The sequence below is a fragment of the Bacteroidota bacterium genome (assembly GCA_037133915.1).
Taxonomy (GTDB): Bacteria; Bacteroidota; Bacteroidia; order Bacteroidales; family CAIWKO01; genus JBAXND01.
In genome coordinates this window covers 60,911-81,025 of record JBAXND010000019.1, presented here as the reverse complement: position 1 = coordinate 81,025, position 20,115 = coordinate 60,911, and the positions used below count along the sequence as shown (strand labels likewise).

Sequence of the window (20,115 nt, the reverse complement as noted above, 5' to 3'; positions counted from 1 at the left end):
AAAGGGGGTCAGCTTAACGCGGAACTAGGGGACCAGTTTGCGCGTATTCTCCAATAACAGTGACAACTTCAGCAGCTTTGTGTGAAATTGACGGTATCGTACTTTTCGGTGGTACGACAAGCTGTTGTAACAACCTCATCAATCTTGGTGCAGGCGTCAGTATCGGGAGTAAAATAAACGGTATTTGGGATGAAGGAGCATCAGGCAGTTCGGCAAATATCTGGTTCAATACTATTTATATCTGCGGAAGCGTGACTGCAGCAACTACTTCTGCTACGGCCGCCATCTGGGATGCCGCGAATGCATCAACCCGGAATTACCGGAATAACCTGTTAATTAACGCACGCACAGGCGGTGCAACCGGTAAGCATTATGCAATAGTTTTATCGGGAACGTCCAATACAACCATTGATAACAATGATTATTTTGTTTCCGGAACCGGCGGTGTTATCGGCCGCTTCGGTCCAACCGATAAAACCACATTGGCCACATGGAAACTGTCTACGGCTCAGGATGCAAGCAGCCTGAATACTGACCCTCAGTTTCAATTTGCCGGAGGAACTTACATAACTAATTACTATGCAGCCTCCAATTTGCCTGCTTACGCAGGGACAGGAATACTCACAGATTATGAAGGTATTGCGCGTGGAACTGCTCCAAAAATGGGTGCACTTGAATCCAACAGATTTGTTTGGCAAGGTGCTGTCAGCGCTGATTTTGGAACTGCAGCCAACTGGTCAGGCCATGTTGTGCCGGTTGACGGTGCGGATATTACTTTTTCAGTAGCCCCTTCCAATCACTGCGTGCTTGACCATAACAGAACCGTTGGTGTCATCACCAATTCTCAAAGCACCTATGCTTTGAAATTAAACGGTCATCATCTCACCATTAGTGGTCAGACAGCTTTTACCAATGGGGCACGAATCAACGCATCAGATAGTGGCTCAATGCTCGTATATGCAGGGACTTCCCTGCTTAACATTCCTCCGGGTACTTTTGAAAACAGCGTGGTTGATGCGCTGACAATAAATAATGGTGCAGGTGTTACACTCAATGATGAGCTGACTGTGAACAGAGAACTGGCCTTGGCACACGGAGCTTTTATACTTGGCAACCATACGTTAAATATCAATGGAGCTATAACCGTTTCAAATGGCACACTGAGCGGTGGAGATTCGACCAATATAAATATTGGGGGAAGCGGCCAAAGTACCGGACTACCGGCCATTACTGTCAATAATCTTGATATTAACCGCACGGAAGGTGTTCTCCTTGTCGGAGATGTTATCGTAAAAGGAACCTTGACGCTCACTGAAGGGACAGTTGTTTTGGGTCCTCATAAATTATTCATAGAAGGCAATTCTCCTTTAAGAATAAACGGAAGTATTGACGCCGGTAATGTAGGCGCAGACCTGATTTTTGGAAGTGATGTCCCGATTACATTAACCGCATCAACTTTTATCGGTAAGATTAATAACGTTACTTTCAACAATACGAGTAATGGCACTTCAAATATCAATATTGCCACACCCTTGACCATTAACGGTTACGCAGAATTTAACAATGGAATTGTATATTTTACAGACAATGGCTCTTTGCTGTTTTCAGACAGTGCAACATGCAACGGTGGCTCAATTAACAGTTTTGTAAATGGCAGTGTTGCAAAAGCCGGCAGTGAGTCATTCACTTTTCCGGTTGGAACCATTAGTATGGCAAATGAGAAAATATGGGCACCGTTGAAGATGTCGGCACCGGGACAATTAACCGACACATTCAGCTGTGTGTACAATTTTACGCCACCGCCTGATTTCGATAATACCGATGCAGTGTGCGACCCCGGTGAGCTTGAGCAGTTAAGCGGTGTGGAATACTGGGACCTGCAGCGGGTAAGCGGCACATCAACGCCTGATGTTACCCTGTTTTGGAAAGACGCTTCACGAAGCGGAATCTCGGATTCATCAAAAATAATAGTAGCGCATTACGGCGATTGCAATGGCGAAACAAAATGGGTTGCAATGCCTAAGGTTCAGAACCCGGTAAATGAGCCGGGTGGTTCAATAACCGGAACCGGATTCACCTCCTACAGCCCATTAACTTTTGGTCTGAAACCGGAAGGAAATCCACTGCCTATTGAGCTGTTAAATTTTTCGGCAGCATGCAGCAACGTTGAGGTAGCGCTGAACTGGACAACCGCCACCGAAAACAATAATGATTTCTTTACTATTGAGCGGAGTCAGGATGCCATTAATTGGGAGGTAGTCGGTACTTATAAAGGAAGCGGCAACAGTAGTCACATTTCAGTTTACGCTGCCGATGACAAACAACCGCTTGGAGGAACCACCTATTACCGTCTGAAGCAAACGGACTATGACGGTAAATTTGAGTATTTCGCTCCTGTTGTAACCGATTGTGGTAAAACAAATGAAACAATTGTCACGTATTATCCCAACCCATTTTCTACTGAAATATTAATGAATACCGGCATATTGGCCAACGACCGTGGAACAGTTCAGGTATTTGATACTGAGGGCAAGCGTGTGTTCACGATGGCATTTTCAGGCAGCGACCTGAATAGTGGGAAAGTGTTGCTGCCACTTTCAGATTTACCATCAGGAGTATATTTTATTGAGTTTAAAACCGGAGATCTTTCATCAAGTACAAAAATCATTAAGAAATAATAACCGATAATTCAAAATGATAATATTTCTTAGTATGCCCCACCCTTAAAAAGTGGGGCGTTTTTTTGAGTACTTATAAACAAACCATTGTATGATACCTTTTTATGCTGTGAATATTGTGTTGGTATAAAATCAACTATCCGCTATTTTCTTTAATTATCTTTACGAAAGTTAACCTTAAAAACCCACCCTATTGAAAATAGCAGTTACTGGTGCAAGCGGTCATGTCGGCGCAAATCTTTGCAGAGTCCTGATAGCCAAAGGATGCGAAGTAAATGTTTTGGCATTTAACGACAAACGGGGCTTCGAAGGCCTGAAGGTGAATAGCATTAAAGGCGATTTGCTCGACCCGAAATCATTGGATAACTTTGTAAAAGGCTGTGATGTAGTGGTGCATCTTGCTGCACAAATTTCTATCAGCGGCGACAAAGGAGGTCAGGTTTATAAAACCAATGTAGAAGGCACACGTAATATTGTAAATAAAGCGTTGGAACATGAAGTGAAAAAGTTTGTTCATTTTACCTCCATCCATGCCTTTAACCAGTTCCCGCTCGAAGAAACACTTGATGAATCAAGACCTCTTGTAAATGGAAATGCGCTGGCTTACGACCGTTCGAAGGCAGAAGGCGAACGCATTGTTATGGAGGCTGTAGATAAGGGACTTAACGCTGTTATATTAAGTCCTACTTCAATACTTGGCCCCCACGATTATAAGCCATCTTTTGTAGGAAGAGTATTAATAAAAATGTATAAAGGCGAACTGCCGGCATTGGTTTCGGGAGGTTACGACTGGGTAGATGTTCGGGATGTGGTTGATGGCACTGTCGGCGCAATTGAATATGGTAAAAAAGGTGAAAAATATCTGCTGAGCGGAAACTGGCTCAGCATTCCGGAGCTGTCAAAAGTAGTAGGCATTGTTACCGGAAAAAACACGCCCAAATGGGTTTGCCCCACATGGCTGGCCAAAGCCGGACTTCCCATCATGAACATGGTCGATAAAATGAAAGGCGACGAATCGCTTTATACGCGTGATTCATTGAATATCCTCGTAACCGGTAATCGTAAGATTTGCTCGGAGAAAGCCCGCGTACAGCTTGGTTTTATGCCCCGTTCCATTGAAGTTACACTCGACGACACCTACGACTGGTTCAAACGAAACGGTCACTTATAAACCTTTATCATGCTTATTGATCACTCATTGTTTACACAGGTCGTCTGGATTTGGATGATCTCAGGACTGGTGCTGTTGCCTGTACTGCTTAATATTACAGCTCCTTACGGAAGATATACCAACAGCAAATGGGGTCCGCTCTTAGACAACAAACTGGGCTGGTTCGTCATGGAATCGCCGACATTACTGGTATTTTCATATTTTTTCTTGAGCGGTTCCGTTACCAAAAATATAGTATTGTGGATTTTTTTCGGGCTGTGGCTGTTTCATTATGTTTATCGGGTGCTGATATTCCCGTTCAGGACAAAAACGGGCGGTAAAAAAATGCCGGTGCTGATCGTCCTTTTTGCTATTTGTTTCAATTTCATGAACGGATGGATTAACGGATATTTTCTGGGCTCTTTCACCATGACCTATGATATAACGTGGTTGTATGATCCGCGTTTTATACTCGGTGTGCTGTTATTCTTTATCGGAGTATACATTAACAGACGTTCAGACACCATTTTATTTGCCCTGAGACGCAGTGGCGACAAGGGTTATAAGATTCCTTACGGTGGGATGTACAAATATGTGTCGTGTCCGAACTACATGGGTGAAATGATTGAATGGGGCGGATTTGCGTTGCTCACCTGGTCGTTACCCGGATTGGCATTTTTTGTCTGGACCGTGGTAAACCTGCTTCCAAGAGCATTTTCAAACCATAAATGGTATCGTGCAACCTTTGCCGATTATCCGAAAGAGCGCAAGGCGGTGGTGCCGTTTATTCTTTAACTGCTTTCTTTTCCGTATCAAAAAAACCTCTGAGGACTTCATAGAATTTATTGCCCATACGTTCAAGTATGCTGGTTTCTTCTGCAATTCCTGAACCGGGCAGTATATATTGTTTTTCCCTGCGTTTTTCAATAATGCGCGTGCGGGTAGGTTTTTCCTGTTCCACCGGGCGGTTGTTCACGGAGGAATTTTCGGTGGTGCGAATCTCGTTTTTAATATTTTCGCGGGGCTGACTTCTCGGGCTGTAAATTTCCATATGATGCTTAATTTGCTTATTTATAACTATCTTTAGTTTTCCTGATTGATAACTTAATAACGTTTTTTAGAATTACAAAATTGCAGTATTAAAACAATGAAATCAAGGAAATTAAACAAAATATTTCCCCTAATTTTTTACTTATTTTGCTTAAGTTTTCAGTTAAGTTAAGCTTAATCATCTTCTTAATAAACTTAAAAATAATCTTAAATATTCTTGCATTGCCTTTGTTCTTCGTGTATATTTGTAGCTTCGAATTTCCGCTAATTATTTAAATGCTGTTGCAGATGTCTTATGGTTATTCATTCATAGACAATCCCGTGCTGATAATGCTCAGCAGGATGCAGCTGTTGTTGCCCGGCTTCAACAGAGCCATTGGCATTTATTATAAAACGGCGGGGCACTCCCCTTTTTCATACCTGCTCAGCCAGCCCGACAGGCAAGAACAGCCCGAGCCTATGGAGATCAGCAGTACGGCTAAAGATGCACTTAAACCTTATCTGAATTATAAAAGCGGTTACTATTGGTTCAGTCCTGAAGAGCTTCCGTTCGAAGCTGAAAAGCCACGAATTCGCCAGATGGAAATTATGAGTGAGCTCAACCGGAATGTACTATTAATTGTTACGAATCCCGGAAATCAGGAAGATATTTGTCTGGTAATACTCTATCTGACCAACAGTCTGGGGCCATTCAGAATCAGCAGTCATAAACCCTTATCGGCAGATATAAAAAGCATCATTGGTATGATGACGTATAACAGCATCAGCAGTCAGTTGATGTCTGTTGCTTCCGACAAACGGGTATTTGAAGAAATAAATGACAACACCCGCTCACTGGCCGGTAGTTACAAGAAAGCGCAACAGCAGAACAGTACACTGAAAGAGAAATATTCAAAAACCCTTGCCGATTACTGCCGGCTTTACGTAAATGAGCTTACGGAGGCTGAAGATTTTCGATACAGCCTTTCGGCAGAAGCCGTAGAAAAAATATGCAACTGGGAAGGTGAACTGGAGCAGTTGAAAGCGATACTTGAAAAGGCTGTTGGCTTTGCGCGAAGTATGAATTTTGGCAGTGATACCGATAATGTCACCATTGAGGATTTTCATGTAAATCTGAATGTGAAAAAAGAAGAGACCAAAAAGCCTGATGTTATTTCGCTTCCGAGTAAATATCTTAAAACGATTGAACTGCTTGACAGGCTTGAAGCTGCAGCCCTTATAGTTAAGTCGCAACATGCCGACCTGACGGGCGCAAATGTGGGACGTGCCTGTGCACGACCTGTTTCAGCACCTGCTATTACCGAAGCATTGCAAAAACACAGCGTGAAGATAATCGAACTGCTTAAGCAGTTCCCCAATCGTTGGCCAACCATCAGTAAGGATTTCAGACCGCTGCAGAATATACTCTCGGCACATACGATGTTACCGGACGAAAAAACAATGAGCGCGTAGTAAGAATATTACCTGATTTTCCAGTCAAATCCAAGACTTTCGCGACGCGAAGTGGGCTTTTGTGCTCCACGGGTGAGCTTTTCTACCTGCGCAGAAACATAATCTTTCAACTCTCCTACCGTCACCGAGCCATTGCCGTCACGGTCAGCCGACTTATTTTTAATTCCGTCAAGGATACAGTATGTGAATACACCGTTGTTCCATTCCGCTGATTCGAGCGCGTAACCGGTTCCGGCAGCAGCCGAAATGACAACTGCACCTGAACCACGCGATAAATTTGCAAACAGCTCCTGCATCAGCTCAAAGCTGTTCTGCAAACCCAACCCGTTATTTTGTTTTTCTATTTTTATTCCTTTGTAGCCGTATGTTTTGAGGTCACCTTTGGCGCCATCGGCTAAAACAAGGTTGGTATCTTTAATCTCAAACACATCTTCCTTATCCACTTCACCGCTGTGGCATGCATCCATCAGCAGCAGTTTTTCGCGTGCCGGAATGCCGTCGAGCAATCCTTCAAGATCATCGTACAGAATGCCCGACTGTGCCGGTTTACTGAAATTCATGTCATAGGTTGCGAAGTAAAAATCAAGACTGTCGTCGAGCAGACCGTGACCGGAAACATATAAGATAACGCGGTCGTCAACTGTAGTTTTCATGAGCTTTTGCCGAAGAGCGATGATGTTGTCGCGTGTTGCATTTTTATTAAACAGAGTATCAATAAAGACTTTCCCGTTGTTTTCAGTTTCGTCGGTAAACAAACCGGCAAGATCCCGGCCGTCTTTAGCAGCATATTTGAGATTAAAGCGGTCATCCTTATAATCGGACACGCTGATAGCAATAACATAGAGATTGGGTGTTACAGGTTGGGCAGGCTGATAATTAATTTCAAAGGTCTGCCTCAGACTTTCGATACCTTTTTCGTTGAGGCATGATACCTGAATGTTGTTCCTTCCCTGCGAAAGCTGCAGTGTGAGTTTTTTTTCGGTTGAAGCACTATTTTCGTTCCGCAAATCAATTCCGTTGATACCATAAACCGGCACATCGTTTATCCAGACATTGATACGGTCGAGTTTATACTTTGAATCGGATGCGGCAAAGTCAATGCTGAGGCTGCGTTCCGTGGTAGTGAGTGGAATTTTTTCTTTTTTGTTGATAACCAGATTGGGCATATGAAAATCGGGGCTGAACATGCTTTCGTCGAATTTCATCTTCCGTAAGCGTTTATGGTAGGCCTTTTTAAGAGAATTTATCAATTCAGGCGAAGCATAACCGATGCGGTCAAGAACGATATCGGGACGGTTATACTGCAGGTCGAACTGTTCGAAAGGAAAGACCTCGTTTCCTTTGCGGAAGCCCATGATGCTGAGAGCACCTTTGGAGCAGAAGTAATAATTATCGGGTGTACTCACCACCCAATCGACAGAATCAAGAATAACGAGATTTGCAATCTGACTGTAATCCTTTAAATTCCATAATTTCACGGTATTATCAGCACTTCCCGAAACAAGCAACTTCCCATCGGGTGAAGCCGAAACGCCCGAAACCATCATATCATGACCTTTTATTGTGAATTTTGTTGTTGCAGTCGCAATATCCCACACTCTGATATTATTGTCCCAGCCGCCGGAAAATACCTTCTTGTCATCCATGGAGAAGCAGGCAGAGAATACAGAATGAGCACGGCTGCCGGCATTCAGAGTGGTGATTAAATTGCCTGATGGCGCTGACCACAGTTTAAGAATGCCGAAACGACTTCCTGAAAGCACTTTTGTTCCGTCGTGCGAAAAGGCACAGGTTGACAGGTCATCATCATGAACCATTGATTTCACAAGGTTTCCATTTACGGTATTCCAAAGAAAAACTTTACGGTCATCGCCTGCGGCCGCCAGATATTTTCCGTCAGCGGAAGCGGCCACTTCCATAATATCATCCTTGCCACCGCTATACTGTGCCAGTTTTGCACCGTTTACAGCATCCCATTTATATGCCTCGGCATCGTCGCCTGCAGTGTACACGAATTTTCCGTCAGCCGACCAGCATAAGGAATTGATATCGCGGGAATGAGCTTTTTTAATGAACTGAGTACACGTTCCGGTTGCGACATCCCAAAACCGCAGTTTTTCATTGTCTGATTCTGCTGCAGAAGCTATGGTAAGACCAGATGGTGAGAATCGGGCTGCGTTTACGTCGCCGGGAACATCGTCGTTTGGCAAAAATGATTTTATTCCTGATGTTCCGGCAAGATCCCACACTATCAGGTGGTTTCCGAAGCGGCTTTGAGGCGAGCCGCAGCCTATGGCAATCCGCCTGCTGTCGGGTGCAAAATCTACCGTATGAATATTTCGTGAATGGGCTTTGAACTTTTTAACAACTTCAGCTGTGCCTGTATCCCACAACCATATTGACTGGTCTTCGCTGGCTGTAAAAATAAGATTGGGGGTACGGCCAAAACAGATATCGGAAACATCATCGTTATGGCCTGAAAAAACCTTGAGCTCTGCTCCTGTTCCCGCATCCCAGAGTTTTGCTTCCCAGTTTTCGTCGGCAGTTACGAATTGGCTGTTATCCGGAGAAAAACAGATTTTTCGCAACTTTCGTTTACTTCCCTGAACAGCATAAATCAGTGCACCGGATGTTACATTATATTTATAAACTGAATCTTCGTCGGAGCCGCCTGCAGCAATCACCGTAAGACCGTCGCTGCTTATATCAGCGGAAACATTGTCAGCAACGGCATTTATTGTTTTAGTAAGGCTTCCTGTGAGGGCATTCCATATTTTTATTTTTCGATCATTCTTTCCTGCAGACAGCAGCGTTTTTCCATCAGCGGCAAAATCGACACACAGCAGATCTGAAACCAAATCAGGTCCGGCGTATGCGGCAATACTTCTGACTTCGGTCATTGTTGCCATATCAAAAATGTGAATTATTTTCCACATGCCTACGGCAAGAAGTTTACCATCGGGAGAAACGTTCATGCAAAATATCTCGCTGCCAAGCGACACTTTCTTAAGCATTTTATATGAAGCAACATCTCTGAAATACATCATTCCGTCGTCATCGGCGCTTATCAACTTCGTTCCGTCGGGTGTGAAAGTGACCGCATTCACCGGCCGGTTGTGTTCATAGAATGTCACAAGTTCGCGACCTGTGGCTACATCCCAAATTTTAACTTTATAATCAACCCCCGCTGATGCAATGTATTTGCCATCGGACGAAGCAGAAATGGACGTGATGCGGTCAGTATGACCGAGCGGGATAATAAGGTCAACCTGACTGAAAAGACTGCCGTTCAATAATAGCAAGAAGGCAAGGAAACTTAATAACTGCAATCTCATAACAATTAATTTACCATCTAAAAGTACAAAAAAGAATGAGGCAGGAAACGTGATGGTTCCTGCCTCATATAAATATTGTTCATCAATTCTACCAACTAATTTTCACCTGACCATCGCCACTGCGTAAACCTGTTGTTGTACTTCCTCCGGTAACGCCTCCATAATAAGAGCTTCCGCCGCCGCCGCCTGAATGGGCCGTAGAAATGCCACCTCCATAATAACCACCGCCACCGGCACCATTCCAGGGAGTCATCCAACCTTCAGCATTACCACCCTGACCTAAAGTGCCACCGTAGTCACCGCCGGCTGATTGGGTACCGCCTCTGCCATAATGATAGCTGCTATGCTGTCCGCCATCCTGACCTGATAGTCCACCACCTGCACCACCGTATGCACCGGTATTGCTCGTAGCACTTCCACCCCCACCACCTACAATAAGGCGTGAATTAAGAGACGTGCCATCCATAGGATTCGCGTTGTACACAGTTCTTACATCGGAGCCGCCACCGCCGCCGCCCACAGCACTTGTAGCTCCATTGCTTTGACCGTTGCCACCGCCATTCCATCCGCCACCTGCAGGAATATATGAACCATTAGAAACAGTTCCCTGCCCGCCTACATAAACATATAACTGCTGACCGGGAGTGACAACAAGTGTTCCGCTGGCATAACCACCAAGACCACCGGCATTGCCGCAGGTGTATCCTTGAGCACCCCAGCATTCAATGGTTATCTGAGTAATACATGAAGGCACCGTAAACGTCTGAGAAGCGCCAGTATAGCTGAAGGTCTGGCTTCCGCTTACGGGAGCGCATGTTGTAGCGGTTATTGAAGATGATGTGGTTGAACTGCAGCCATTTTGCGTAACAGTAAGTGATGTTGAGTAATTACCGGATGTAGTCCACTGCACAACGGGGTTCTGTGCAGAACTCGTAGCCGGTGTTCCGCTCTGAAAGGTCCAGCTATAGGAGGCGCCGGTAACTGCCGGAGTAAAAGTTACGTTCGAATTAATTGTTGCCGTCAGAGGCAGCCATGTGTAGGCAGATGACGGGGCGGCATTTACGGTTGCTGTAGTTGTTGCAGCGTTTGAAGAGCAGCTTCCATTGGTTGATGACACTGAATAGGTACCTGCTGCTGCAGTCCCTGAGTTTGGAATTTTAGGATTCTGTGCTGTTGAAGTAAAACCATTAGGCCCGCTCCAGATATATGTGGCACCCGGAACCGTTGACGCAAATAATTTCAGGGTATCGCCGGCACAGACAGGTGTGTTGTTAGACGCAACAGGTATTGCAGGTGCGATACAATTTCCACACCACTCAAACCAGCTGTTGGCTTTATAAAAATTGAAACATTTGGTATCAGTATTAAAAATCACAAGCCCTTCGGCAGGATTGGTGATTGCATTGCGCTGCGCAGTGGTCATTCTGCTTAGCAATACCCCTTTTGCAGTGCTGCTGACATCAAAAATTGAAGATGCATCGGCAGGATTTCCGCTTACATTCACGGCTACGCCCTGTGCATAAGAATGAACAATGAAAAATGAACAATGAATAATTAAAAGCAGTAATAGAAAACGCGGTAAGTTTCTTAACATGATGTTTTTGTCTTTTTAAAGGTCAAGAATAATATAAGCATTTCTATCATGTTTTCTTTTTAAAAACACTGAAATACGCTGCTAAATTACAAAAATTATCAAATCACCAGGAAACAACTATTGAGCCGTTACCGGTTTGATAATCGCCGGTATTCGTCTGGTTTGTTCCATTATTGATTGAACCGCCGCCGCCGCCACCCGGACTTGACACACCGCCGCCACTGCCACCGGTATAACCGCCGCCGCCGCCACCACCGTGGAAACCACCACCACCACCACCCCATCCGCCATGACCGGTGTAACCGTTGCTGACGCCACCGGCACCACCTGCAGCCTGGCCCCCGGTGCACCAGGTATTACCGGTTCCAGCTGTAAACCAACCACCGCCGCCGGCTCCTGTGCCGCCACCCTGACTACCGTCGGTATATCCTCCGTTTCCGGCAGTTACAGAATAATATGCACCTGCGCCACCTGTAGTATTTGCATTGCCGGGTTGTCCATAACTACTGGTATTGTAATACGAGGAACCTCCGCCGCCGCCGGCGATAAGCAGTATTACACCATTGTTTACAGCAAAAGAACCGCCGCCACCACCGCCACCGTTGAGGCTTGATATGCCATTACTACCTTTTCCTCCTACAGTCAGAGTAATATTATCTCCCGCAGTTACGGTAAAAGTTCCACTGATATAGGCACCTTTTCCACCTACTCCGCCTCCGATTCCATTTCCACCTTGTGCACCATAGGCATCAATAGTGATTGAGCAAACACCTGAAGGAACAGTCCAGGTTTGAGCAGCGCCTGTATATGAGAATGTCTGAGATTGAGAATGATTATAGCAGCTGCTAATTGAAATAGAACTATTTGTTGTAGATGAACAGCCATTTTGAGTAACTGTGAGTGAAAGGTTATAAGTTCCGGATGCAGCCCAGGTCACTGAAGGGTTTTGGTTTGTACTTGTAGCCGGTGAACCACTTTGAAATGTCCAATTGTAATTTGCGCCCGTTAATGTTGGTGAGAAAACACAAGCCTGCCCAACTATGGGTATCAACGGATTTGCGGTAAAGGTTGATGCCGGTCCGCTGCTTACAGAAACAGTTGTAGTAGCGGGCTGTGAATTACAGTTTTGCACAGAATACACAGTATAAATTCCGCTTGCCTGCAATGTTATATTTGAAATAACAGGATTTTGAGCAGTTGAAGTAAAACCGTTGGGTCCGACCCACAGGTAAGTAGCCTGCGGAACCGTAGAGGCGGAAAGATTCAATGTTGAGCCTTCGCAAACAGGGCTATTGCTGCCGGCAATCGGAGCAGGCGGTCCGATACAATTACCACATACTTCAAACCAGGTATTATTTCTGAAAAAGTTAAAACACTTGGTATCTGTATTGAATATCATCAATCCTTCAGCAGGGTTTGATATTGCTGCGCGTTCGGCGGTTGTCATACGGCTTATAAGTACGCCTTTTGAATTACTGCTGACATCAAGCATTGATGAAGGGTCAGCGGGACTTCCTGTTGTATTGACGCCAACACCCTGTGCAAAGGAATGAACAGTTAAAAATGAACAATGAACAATGAAAATAAGAAACAAAAAGCGAAATGATTGTTTTAACATAATAATCTGAAATTAATAAGTTTGAAAATATACAATGAAGATGTCTTTCGTACGAAATCTTCAGCTACTCTGCATAAGTAAAAAATGAAAATTACCAGGCAATTATAACACTCCCGTTGCCGGTCTGATAATCAGCAGTATTGGTCTGGCTTGTTCCATTGTTAATTGAACCACCGCCACCACCGCCAATTGTATAATTTCCTCCGCTTCCGCCTGTATAGCCGCCGCCACCGCCACCACCATGGTAGGATGCTCCACCTCCTGCCCAGCCACCATGGCCTGTGTACTGGCTTACGCCGCCGGCTCCGCCTGCAGCCTGTCCGCCGGTACACCAGTTATTGCCGGTGCCTGCCGAATTCCAGCCACCGCCACCGGAACCACAACCGCCGCCCTGGCCATTGTCTGAGAATCCTCCACTGCCAACAGTTACCGAGTAATAACCTCCGGCACCACCTGTAGTAGATGCATTTCCGGGCTGACCGACACAACTGCTGCTGGAATAGGATCCGCCGCCGCCACCTGCTGCAATTAGCAATATATTGCCTCCGTTAATCACAAAAGAGCCACCGCCACCGCCACCGCCGTGGAGGCTACCACCGGTACCGTTTACACCTTTTCCGCCTGCCTTTATTGTAATAACGTCACCGGATGCAACCGTGAAGGTTCCTTTAATGTAGGCACCCTTTCCACCTATAGCTCCTGCAAAGCTGGTACCACCCTGCGCACCAAAAGCTTCAACAGTAATAGAACAGGTACCTGACGGGACTGTCCATGTCTGATCGGCGCCCGTGTATGAAAAGGTTTGAGATTGAGAATGGTTGTAACAAGTGTTGATTGAAATAGAACTATTTGTAGTAGATGAACAGCCGTTTTGAGTAACTGTGAGTGAAACACTGTAAGTTCCGGTTGTTGACCATGTAACCGATGGATTCTGTGCCGTACTCGTAGCCGGAGAACCACTTTGGAATGTCCAATTGTAGTTTGCTCCAGTCAATGTTGGTGAAAATACGCAAGCCTGCCCAACAATCGGCATCACCGGATTCGCAGTGAAGGTTGATGCCGGTCCGCTATTGACAACCACAGTCGTGGTGGCAGGTTGGGAATTGCAACTTAGTACTGAATAGACGGTATAAACTCCACCGGCCTGTAATGTTACATTTGATAATACCGGATTCTGAGCTGTTGAAGTAAATCCATTGGGTCCTGTCCAGTAATAAGTAGCCTGAGGAACCGTAGTGGCAGTAAGATTCAGTGTTGAGCCTTCACAAACGGGGCTATTGCTGCCTGCAACCGGAGCCGGTGGGCCAATACAATTGCCGCAGAGTTCAAACCAGGTATTGTTCCTGAAAAAGTTAAAACACTTGCTATCTGTATTGAATATCACCAGACCTTCCGCAGGATTTGGGATAGCATTGCGCTGTGCCGACGTCATGCGGTTAATCAGTACACCGGAATTTGTGCCGCTTACATCGAGCATTGCAGAAGGATCGGCAGCAACACCTGTAGTATTTACTCCCAAACCCTGTGCTGACACATTATAATAGCTAATAAAGAAACATATCAGGGTGAATGTTACTTTAAGTAAAGGGATTAAGGTCTTTTTCATAATTCAACTTATTGATATTTGTGCAAGGCAACTGCCAAAGAATAGCAAAAATAATCAATAATAAGAAAAATACCTAATATATTATATCAGTATAATTGGAACCTATTACTGTCGATTACCAGGAAATAATCACCTGACCGTTTCCGCTTCTTACAGAACCTTGTGTAGCTCCGTTAGTAACACCACCAGTATATGAAGTACCGCCGGCACCGCCACCTCCGGGTGCGCCACAACCGCCATTATAGCCTGCGCCGCCGCCACCACCACCACCGGTATAGCCACCGCCACCGCCGCCACCACAACCGGTAACGCCTGCAGCATAAGGAGGTACAGGATATGTGGTGCTTCCACCGTTTCCTCCCTGACCTGTTGTGCCGGTTCCTCCGGCAGTTCCTGATTGATTTCCACTGCCACCAGAACCACCATTTCCGTTATAATATCCACCCACTCCAACACCCGGACCACCGCCGCCACTGGTTCCGGTCGAACCGTCAAGACTGCTGCCACCGCCGCTTCCTGCTCCGCCATCACTGGGTATTCCCGGACTGCACGATTGAGTGAGTCCACCACCGCCGCCGCCGCCGCCACCGGCAGCAGCAATTACCCTATTTGAAAGTGCATTGCCACCAATTCTTACATCGCTGGCACCACCGCCAATGCCGCCGGGTGCGCCTGATCCGGTTCCGGAAGCACCACCACCATTCCATCCAGCCTGCCCTCCGACATAAATATTAATAATCTGGCCCGGGGATACGGTGAGCGTTCCTGAGGCTTTTCCACCCAAACCACCGACACCGCCATTGGTTCCGGGCAATGATCCGTTATGATTTCCTTGAGTCCCTTGTGAGCCTTGTGCACCATAAGCTTCTATGGTAATTTGAGTGATGCACACAGGGACTGTGAAGGTTTGCGCAGCACCTGTGTATGAAAAAGTCTGGCTACCGGTGCCGCCACAATTAGAAATAGTGATATTGCTTGCCGATGTTGAGCTGCAATTGCCTCCGCCGGTGACTGTAAGAGATACCGAAAAAGTGCCGCTTGTACTCCATGTCACAACAGGATTTTGAGCGGTTGATGTTGCAGGGGAGCCATTCTGAAAAGTCCAGGCATATGTCAGACCTGTGCTAACCGGACTGAACGTAACAGCTTGACTAATATTAGGGCTGGTGGGTGTATATGTGAAGGATGAATTCGGAAGTGAATTTACCGCTACTATTGTTGCTGCATAGTTTGAAGTGCATCCATTTACGGTAGCAGCAACATTGTATGTTCCTGCAGCAGCAAGGCCAGCATTTGTAATAGAAGGATTCTGTGAAGTTGAAGAGAACCCGTTTGGACCGGTCCAGGAATAGGTCGCCCCAACGATTGCCGATGCCGTAAGATTCAGGGTTGAACCTACACAAACAGGACTGTTACTGCCGGGCAAGGGTGCGGCAGGTGGACTGCAATTACCACACCACGGGAACCAGGTACTATTGTGGTAGTAATTCGGACAGCCCGAAGTTGTGTTGAAGATAATCAAACCTTCAGCCGGATTCACTATTGCATTGCGTTCCGTCTCACTCATTCGTGGTGCCAGGAATCCTTTGGTATTTGAGCTAACATCCAGCATTGCAGATGGGTCGGGTTGAGAACCTGAAGCATTAATGGCAGAGCCCTGTGCAAATGTGGAAAATGATGCTATCGTTAATATTAGTACGAAAAATATTCGCAAAGTCTTCATTGTTTACTATTTAAAATAATGCAGATTTAGTTTGAACGTTGTTTCAATTTTCAAGTATTTTTATTCAAAGATTACCATGAAACAATAATATAGCCATTCCCTGAATTCACACCGGCAACAGTTGAAGTATTTGTGCTTCCCGGATAAGAAATATAGCTTGAACCTCCACCTCCGGATGTTGCTTCTCCACCACCACCACCATACCAGCCGCCGCCGCCGCCACCGCCGCCATTAGAGCTTCCCTGTCCACGGCCACCGGTTCCAAAAGTTCCATCTCCTGCATTGGGATCACCTGTGCGTTGTCCGCCCAGGCCTCCCGCACTCTGTGTACCCCCTTTACCATTGCAGTTAGGTGTACACCAGGAGGAAGTTCCACCATCTCCACCTGAAAGTCCACCACCGGCACCACCAAGATTTGAAGGATAATTCTGGGGCATATAACCTGCACCACCACCGCCACCTGCAACAACCAGACGGTCGTTCAAGGTAAGACCCCGTCTAATATCGCTGGCACCACCACCTGCACCTGTATTATCTGATGACGCATTTGTGCCACCACCACCATTGTATCCACCCTGAATTTGAACAGGAGCTGACAAGCCCATACCACCAACAAAAAGATTCAGGGTTTCGCCCGGTGTAACCGGAATAGTTGCTATTGCTTTTCCACCTTTTCCTCCAGTGCCGGTAATGCCGCTTGTACCGCCTCCTTCAGCTCCATAGGCCTCAACCGTAATTGAGGTTACGCATGACGGAACTGTGAAATACTGAATATTTCCGGTATAAATAAATGTCGTACTGCCTGGCACACAATTCGAGACTGAAATGGTTGTACTGCTTGAGGCACTGCAGTTATTAGAAGTAGTAACAGTTAGCGATATATTATAACTTCCTGTTGTATTCCATACTACAACAGGATTCTGCAATGTGGATGCTGAAGGTGTTCCACCCTGAAAAGTCCAACTGTAAGTTTGGCCCGTTAATGCCGGAGTGAAAGTTACGTTTTGCCCAAGTCCGGTAGAAGTAAATGTAAAAGCGGCACTCGGAATAGGATAAATATTCGCAGTTGTCGTAACCGGAACAGATGTGCAACCATTTATTGATGCAGTAAGAGTGTAGGTTCCAGTTGCAGCAGAAGTAGCATTTGCAATTACAGGATTCCGGGCAGTTGAAGAAAATCCATTGGGTCCGGTCCAACTGTAGGTGACACCCGTAATAAGTGATGCCGTAAGATTCAGCGAATTGCCTTCACACATAGGCCCGTTATTCCCAACAACCGGACTGGCAGGAGGAATACAATTACCGCATATTTCCCACCACCCATTGCTTCTGTACAGATTAATACATTTGGAATCAGTATTGAAAATCATCAAGCCTTCAGCCGGATGGACAATAGCATTTCGCTCAGAAGTTGTCATGCGGCTAATAAGCACACCTCTGCTTGTACTGCTCACGTCAAGCATAGCAGATGAATCGGCCGGAGCTCCCCCTGCATTTATACTCACACCCTGTGCATGACCATTCCTAGCAACTGAAAATATAATAGCTATGGCTGCAATTAATATCGAAATATTTTTTATTCGCGTCATTTTAATTCATTTTTCTAATTAATAAGGATATAGATTTTAGGCAGTTTTGACTGCTAAATTAAGAAAAAATAGGCTTACTGTTTCTCAAAGTCGATATTATTACCCTTTTTAGAATCCTGAATAACTTGTCAATTGAGAAAAAATGAGTACTTTTGCACCCCCGTTTCAAAGAGGTACGGGGAGCAGGATTTTAGAACTTTAACTATTTTGTAATGCCTTTAACAACATTAAGAAACATTGGAATTGCGGCACATATTGATGCCGGTAAGACTACAGTAACAGAGCGTATCCTGTTTTTTACAGGCGTAAATCGTAAGCTTGGAGAAGTGCATGATGGCGAAGCTACCATGGATTTCATGAAGCAGGAACAGGAACGCGGCATCACGATTGCATCAGCAGCGATTTCGTGTTTCTGGAAAGAACACCAGATAAATATCATTGACACTCCGGGGCACGTTGACTTCACGATTGAAGTTGAACGTTCGCTCAGAGTAATTGACGGTATGATTGCTCTTTTCTGCGCTGTTGGCGGCGTAGAGCCACAAAGTGAAACAGTATGGAATCAGGCCGAACGTTATAAAGTTCCCCGCGTTGCTTTCATCAACAAGATGGACCGCACCGGAGCCGATTTTCAGGAAGTTGTTTCGCAAATGAATAAAAACCTTGATGCAAAAGCCCTTCCTTTCCAGATTCCTATCGGAAGAGAAGAGAATTTCAGCGGCATCATAGATTTGTTCAATATGACTGCCTATACATTCGGAGATACTGAAGAAATCAGGACTGAAATTCCAGAATCGATGAAGGCACAGGCTGAAGAAGCCCGCACCACCTTGATTGAAAAGCTTGCCGAGTTTGACGATGTTATGATGCAGGATTATTTTGACGGAAAAGAAATTTCTGTTGAGCGCCTGATGAAAACAGCCCGCGAAGCAACGCTAAAACTACTTATCACTCCGGTATTCTGCGGTGCAGCATATAAGAATAAAGGTGTGCAAATGCTTCTCGACGCTGTTGTGGACTACCTTCCTTCGCCTCTTGACAAAGGAGCCATTATCGGAACTGATGTTGAAGATCCCGAAAAAAGCCGTCAACGCAATCCTTCACCAAAGGAACCGTTTGCTGCACTTGCATTTAAACTTATTCACGACCCGTTTGTCGGTCAGCAGACATTTATCCGTATATATTCAGGCACACTTACCAATGGCATGTCGATCATCAATATGACCAAGAATAAATTTGAGCGTACAGGACGTATTTATCGTATCCGCGCCAAAGACCGCGAAGAAATTCATGAAGCGGGTCCGGGCGATATCGTTGCACTGATTGGGATGAAATTCACCAAGACAGGAGATACTTTGTGTGACCCGGATAACAGGATTTATCTGGAAAACATCCATATTCCGCCTCCCGTTATTGAGCTGAAAATTAATCCGGCCAATCGCAAAGACCAGGAAAAACTAGGCGAAGCACTGGGCAAGCTGATGAATGAAGATCCTTCATTTGTTGTACGTTTTGACCACGAAACCGAAGAAACCGTTATTTCAGGCATGGGCGAACTCCATCTGGAAATCATCATCGACAGGCTGAAACACGAATTCGGAATGGAAGTTATTGTGGGTGAACCCTCGGTTGCATACCGCGAAACCATTACCATGGAAACCGAATCTGATTATAAACATTCGAAACAGAGCGGTGGAAAAGGACAATTTGCCCGCACCCTCATTCGCATGGAACCCAATGGCGGCAAAGGATTCGAATTTGTTGACAAAATCAAGGGTGGCTCTATTCCTCAGGAATATATTCCTTCCGTTCAAAAAGGCATTCTCAAAACGCTGGAAACAGGTATTCTTGCCGGCTTCCCGGTAGTAGATGTGAAAGTAGTGCTGCTCGACGGCGCCTTCCACCCTGTCGATTCATCAGACATGGCATTCCAGATTTGCTCATCTATATGTTTCAAGAAAGGCTTTATGAAAGCGAATCCTATTTTGCTTGAGCCGGTGATGAAAGTAGAGATTAATACTCCTGATGAATACATCGGCGAGGTTTCAGGAAATCTGAATCGTAAGCGCGGAAGAATTGAATCCATGCGGCGTTACCGCAAAGGCTCACAAAAAATCAATGCGTTTGTTCCATTGATGGAGATGTTCGGTTATGCTACTCAGCTCAGAAACATTTCGAGCGGCAGAGCCAATTACTCTATGGAATTCTTCCAGTATATGCCACTTCCGAAAGGCATTCAGGAAGATGTTCTTAAAAAATTAGCAGAGAAAAAGTAAACTCTCCGGATGGCCTTTGATTGAAGTTTTGTTATACTTTTATG

12 protein-coding genes are annotated in these 20,115 nt (G+C 45.5%); 5 read left to right on the top strand and 7 right to left on the bottom strand.

All coding sequences use genetic code 11. From position 1 onward, the window contains the following. The first annotated feature begins 59 nt into the window (after positions 1-59). The 3 genes from WCM76_08540 (at position 60) to WCM76_08530 (ending at position 4,623) form a co-directional block, all read left to right on the top strand. The gene (locus WCM76_08540) at positions 60-2,678 is read left to right on the top strand and encodes a T9SS type A sorting domain-containing protein (GenBank protein MEI6765675.1); all 2,619 of its coding nucleotides are present in this window, start codon (positions 60-62) and stop codon (positions 2,676-2,678) included. A 193-nt stretch (positions 2,679-2,871) separates the two neighbouring features. Beyond that, entirely contained in the window at positions 2,872-3,849 is a 978-nt protein-coding gene (locus WCM76_08535; protein MEI6765674.1) for an NAD-dependent epimerase/dehydratase family protein, read from the top strand. A gap of 9 nt (positions 3,850-3,858) precedes the next feature. Continuing rightward, positions 3,859-4,623: a DUF1295 domain-containing protein gene (locus WCM76_08530; protein ID MEI6765673.1), complete on the top strand. Its 765-nt coding sequence runs from the start codon at positions 3,859-3,861 to the stop codon at positions 4,621-4,623. Here the strand turns inward: WCM76_08530 and WCM76_08525 are convergent. Further along, positions 4,613-4,879, bottom strand: a complete 267-nt coding sequence (locus WCM76_08525) for a hypothetical protein (protein ID MEI6765672.1) — start codon at positions 4,877-4,879, stop codon at positions 4,613-4,615. The genes WCM76_08530 and WCM76_08525 overlap by 11 nt on opposite strands. A gap of 275 nt (positions 4,880-5,154) precedes the next feature. On the opposite strand from WCM76_08525, the gene WCM76_08520 reads away from it, so the two are divergent. Beyond that, positions 5,155-6,330, top strand: coding sequence for a hypothetical protein (locus WCM76_08520; protein MEI6765671.1), 1,176 nt, complete (start codon positions 5,155-5,157; stop codon positions 6,328-6,330). Between the two features lie 8 nt (positions 6,331-6,338). Here the strand turns inward: WCM76_08520 and WCM76_08515 are convergent, their stop codons facing one another. The 6 genes from WCM76_08515 to WCM76_08490 form a co-directional block, all read right to left on the bottom strand. Further along, positions 6,339-9,665 (bottom strand): caspase family protein, encoded by a 3,327-nt coding sequence (locus WCM76_08515; protein ID MEI6765670.1) that lies wholly within the window; start codon positions 9,663-9,665, stop codon positions 6,339-6,341. An 88-nt stretch (positions 9,666-9,753) separates the two neighbouring features. Next, positions 9,754-11,259 carry a glycine rich domain-containing protein gene (locus WCM76_08510; GenBank protein ID MEI6765669.1) on the bottom strand — a complete coding sequence of 502 codons (1,506 nt, stop codon included), beginning with the start codon at positions 11,257-11,259 and terminating at the stop codon, positions 9,754-9,756. 103 nt (positions 11,260-11,362) lie between these two features. Continuing rightward, positions 11,363-12,877, bottom strand: coding sequence for a PKD domain-containing protein (locus tag WCM76_08505; GenBank protein MEI6765668.1), 1,515 nt, complete (start codon positions 12,875-12,877; stop codon positions 11,363-11,365). A gap of 91 nt (positions 12,878-12,968) precedes the next feature. Next, a complete protein-coding gene (locus tag WCM76_08500; GenBank protein MEI6765667.1) occupies positions 12,969-14,483 on the bottom strand; it encodes a PKD domain-containing protein in 1,515 nt (504 codons plus the stop codon). A gap of 115 nt (positions 14,484-14,598) precedes the next feature. Next, positions 14,599-16,206, bottom strand: coding sequence for a PKD domain-containing protein (locus WCM76_08495; GenBank protein ID MEI6765666.1), 1,608 nt, complete (start codon positions 16,204-16,206; stop codon positions 14,599-14,601). A 71-nt stretch (positions 16,207-16,277) separates the two neighbouring features. Beyond that, on the bottom strand, positions 16,278-17,795 hold the full coding sequence (locus tag WCM76_08490; protein ID MEI6765665.1) for a glycine-rich protein: 1,518 nt from the start codon (positions 17,793-17,795) through the stop codon (positions 16,278-16,280). 212 nt (positions 17,796-18,007) lie between these two features. Between WCM76_08490 and fusA the strand changes: the two genes are divergently transcribed. After that, positions 18,008-20,071, top strand: coding sequence for an elongation factor G (gene fusA / locus WCM76_08485; GenBank protein MEI6765664.1), 2,064 nt, complete (start codon positions 18,008-18,010; stop codon positions 20,069-20,071). Positions 20,072-20,115 lie beyond the last annotated feature (44 nt).

Bases quoted from the DNA above. Each gene is read 5' to 3' on its own strand.
- WCM76_08530 (MEI6765673.1), top strand. From the start codon at position 3,859: ATGCTTATTGATCACTCATTGTTTACACAGGTCGTCTGGATTTGGATG.
- WCM76_08525 (MEI6765672.1), bottom strand. From the start codon at position 4,879: ATGGAAATTTACAGCCCGAGAAGTCAGCCCCGCGAAAATATTAAAAAC.
- WCM76_08520 (MEI6765671.1), top strand. From the start codon at position 5,155: ATGCTGTTGCAGATGTCTTATGGTTATTCATTCATAGACAATCCCGTG.
- WCM76_08515 (MEI6765670.1), bottom strand. From the start codon at position 9,665: ATGAGATTGCAGTTATTAAGTTTCCTTGCCTTCTTGCTATTATTGAAC.
- WCM76_08510 (MEI6765669.1), bottom strand. From the start codon at position 11,259: ATGTTAAGAAACTTACCGCGTTTTCTATTACTGCTTTTAATTATTCAT.
- WCM76_08505 (MEI6765668.1), bottom strand. From the start codon at position 12,877: ATGTTAAAACAATCATTTCGCTTTTTGTTTCTTATTTTCATTGTTCAT.
- WCM76_08500 (MEI6765667.1), bottom strand. From the start codon at position 14,483: ATGAAAAAGACCTTAATCCCTTTACTTAAAGTAACATTCACCCTGATA.
- WCM76_08495 (MEI6765666.1), bottom strand. From the start codon at position 16,206: ATGAAGACTTTGCGAATATTTTTCGTACTAATATTAACGATAGCATCA.
- WCM76_08490 (MEI6765665.1), bottom strand. From the start codon at position 17,795: ATGACGCGAATAAAAAATATTTCGATATTAATTGCAGCCATAGCTATT.
- fusA (MEI6765664.1), top strand. From the start codon at position 18,008: ATGCCTTTAACAACATTAAGAAACATTGGAATTGCGGCACATATTGAT.